This window comes from Komagataeibacter europaeus LMG 18890 (genome assembly GCF_000285295.1).
GTDB lineage: Bacteria > Pseudomonadota > Alphaproteobacteria > Acetobacterales > Acetobacteraceae > Komagataeibacter > Komagataeibacter europaeus.
Genome location: NZ_CADP01000205.1, coordinates 1 through 2,839, shown reverse-complemented (window position 1 = coordinate 2,839; position 2,839 = coordinate 1). Strand labels below are relative to the sequence as shown.

The window sequence follows — 2,839 nt, the reverse complement described above, 5'->3', positions numbered from 1 at the left end:
CGTCTCGCCCGTCCTGCTCACGCGACAGGATCACGAGAATATGGTTTATCGCTTCCCATCGTCCCTCGCGGATCCAACGGTAGAAATAGCCCTGCACGGTCGTGAAGGCGGGAAAATGACGAGGCAATTGTCGCCACTGGCAACCCGTAGTGACGATATAGAGGATCGCCTCCATGACCCGGCGCAAATCCGTACGTCGTGGTCTCCCCAGTCGTTTCTTCTCGGGCATCAAAGGCGCAATCAGCGCCCACTCCGCATCGCGAAGGTCGCTTGCATACTCCAGGTCGTCCCGGCGATACTGCGCGCGGGTGATTTCAGTCCAGGCCATCTTGATCTCATCAGGTTATCGCAAACCCATGAATCATAATCCACTGAAATCACTCAACTCATTTTCGGTCAGACACTGAGGGAAAGGTCATGCCTGCACGGTCGTTGCCGTGTGCGGACGCAATCCCGTTTTCATATGATCACTGCCGGACCGTGAACTGCCACCCCATACAGGAATGACGGAACCCGTCCATGCAACATCTGTCACGCTTCGCCTTTGCCTGCGCCAGTGTCATGCTCATGCTGCTTGCGCTGCTGCTTCTGACATTCGGAATGATCGACCTTCTGTCCGCGCTGGGCCATTCGTGGCACGCGGGCCGGAACGCCATATTACAGGCCATAAGCTATGTCGTTATTGCCGTCGCAGTCTTTGACGTGGCCAAGTATTTTGTGGAAGAGGAAGTTATCCAGACAAGTGGCAAGAAAAGCCTGGGCGAAGCCCGCGCCAGCCTGACCAAGTTCATTACCACCATCATCATTGCCGTGTTCATAGAGGGGCTGGTCGGTGTATTTGAAACCAATACCAGCGAACCGTCCGATATACTGTATCCCGCCAGCCTGCTGGTCGTGGCGACATTGATTGTCGTGTCGCTTGGCGTATTCCAGCGCATGAGCGTGGATGCCGAACGCGAAAAGAAAAAGGTTGGTGGAGATGAGTGACCTCCACCGCGTCGGATGCCCCGCACATGGCGCGGCATCCGGTAGCCTGTCTGTTATTTCCTGGCCGGGGCGGACTGCCCCTGGTCGGGAATGGCGGTTTCCGCAAAATCTTCGGAAACGAAGACCAGATTGTCAATGATCTGCTGCAGGGCTGCCGATGCCTCCTTCGGGTGACGGGCTTCGGTAAAGACGGTGGCGCGGTTGACCGCACCCAGCGTCTGGTCCAGCGGTGTGATCGCCATGATGAAGTCGGCATCTTCCGCCACGACCTGCAGCGTCTGCGCCGCCTGCTGTGTCTTGCCGGCCTTCAGCTGGGTATTGGCGGTGGAAATGGCCGCCTTCTTTTCCGGCGCCAGCGTTTCGCTACCGATGACTTCACCACCAACCGGCACCCATGCAACCGGCGTCGTGCCCGCGACATGCCCGTTGGGCGCGGGATGCTGGGGCGCGGGCTGCAGGCTGTTTTCAGCGGCCATGAACTTGTTGTTCGCCTTGCCTGCTGCGGTCAGGCGCTTTGTCGCGTCATATAATGCGGGAATGGCGGCATCGGTCTGTCCGCCGTCAAGGATCTGCTTCGCATTAAGGATATCAGCCATCGCGCGCTGCCCATCAGCGGACAAATGATTGAACGCACGGGTTACCTTGTATTTTTCCCAGTCGGTATGCAGCGATGCCGCATGCGCGCCAAGTGGTGCTGCAACCAGTCCGGTCACGACGGCCAGTGAAGCAATAAGACGCATGGTTTTCCTTTTTCAGCAAACGTGTCAGGTCACTGGTCAGCCCGATCGCTGACCCCATCCGGTATTGTTACAAAAAATTGCTCCCCGGTCCACGCTTATTCCCCACCGGGACACGGTTGCCGCCCTGTCGCAGCCTATGCCATGATCGCGTCCGGACAGAACAGAGGAAACTTTCATGTTTACCCATATCGTAATCGGTTCGAACGATATTGAAGCCTCGAAGAAATTCTATGACCGCACCTTTGAAGCCCTTGACGTGCCGCCGTCGGAAATCAATGCCAAGGGCCGGCTGGTTTACGCCGATCGCACCGGCCGCCTGATCGTGACCAAGCCCATCAATGGCCAGCCCGCAACGGCTGCCAATGGCGGGACAATCGGGCTGCACGCCCGTTCGGAAGATGCCGTGCGCAAATGGCATGCGGCCGGCGTGGCCAATGGCGGCACGACATGCGAAGACCCGCCGGGCATCCGTCACCATGAATCCGGTGACCTGTTCCTTGCCTACCTGCGTGACCCGACCGGCAACAAGCTGTGTGCCATGTATCGCGTCCCGCCAGCGTAAGAACGACACGCGCAGCAATTGCGGCATCAGGGGAACATTCACCGCGACGCGGCGTATTGATCCCTGAGAGCCCGATCCGAAAGTTTTTGAACAATACCAGCCTGTTGTGATTCATCCGTCTTTACGAAGAGATGGAGTGAATGGTGACATGGACTGGTATTGCCCGACGTGAACATAGCCGGGAAGGAATGCGATATCCATCGGATACGACGGACGAAGAGTGGGCTCTGATCATGCCATTTATACCCCCGGCGAAACGGGGTGGTCGCCCCCGCACGACGGATATGCGCGAGGTGGTCAACGCGATGCTCTACATAGCCTCGGCCGGGTGTGCGTGGCGTTTGCTGCCGAAATGCTTTCCGCCGGTCTCGACCGTCAGGCGCTATTTTTACGCCTGGCGTGATGCCGGATTGTTCGAAGTCATGAATACGGTCCTGGTCATGAGCCTGCGCGAGATTGAGGGGCGTGAAGCCTCTCCAAGCGCGGGCGTGATTGATAGCCAGTCGGTAAAAACCACGGAAAGCGGCGGGCTTTCGGGCTATGACGCGGG

5 protein-coding genes are annotated in these 2,839 nt (G+C 58.0%); 3 read left to right on the top strand and 2 right to left on the bottom strand.

Going from position 1 to position 2,839, the window contains the following annotated elements; all coding sequences use genetic code 11:
- The coding region (locus GEU01_RS20605) for a transposase (RefSeq protein WP_019086247.1) at nucleotides 1–328 on the bottom strand (328 nt) is incomplete at its 3' end.
- Nucleotides 329–519: 191 nt separating this feature from the next.
- On the opposite strand from GEU01_RS20605, the gene GEU01_RS20600 reads away from it, so the two are divergent.
- A complete protein-coding gene (locus GEU01_RS20600) occupies nucleotides 520–987 on the top strand; it encodes a hypothetical protein (protein WP_019087539.1) in 468 nt (155 codons plus the stop codon).
- Nucleotides 988–1,040: 53 nt separating this feature from the next.
- Here the strand turns inward: GEU01_RS20600 and GEU01_RS20595 are convergent, their stop codons facing one another.
- Complete coding sequence (locus tag GEU01_RS20595) at nucleotides 1,041–1,727, bottom strand: YfdX family protein (RefSeq protein WP_010511011.1); 687 nt, start codon at nucleotides 1,725–1,727, stop codon at nucleotides 1,041–1,043.
- A gap of 175 nt (nucleotides 1,728–1,902) precedes the next feature.
- Between GEU01_RS20595 and GEU01_RS20590 the strand changes: the two genes are divergently transcribed.
- Together GEU01_RS20590 and GEU01_RS23625 are read left to right on the top strand one after the other, a co-directional pair.
- Entirely contained in the window at nucleotides 1,903–2,289 is a 387-nt protein-coding gene (locus GEU01_RS20590) for a VOC family protein (RefSeq protein WP_019087538.1), read from the top strand.
- Nucleotides 2,290–2,429: 140 nt separating this feature from the next.
- The coding region (locus tag GEU01_RS23625) for an IS5 family transposase (RefSeq protein ID WP_042710803.1) at nucleotides 2,430–2,839 on the top strand (410 nt) is incomplete at its 3' end.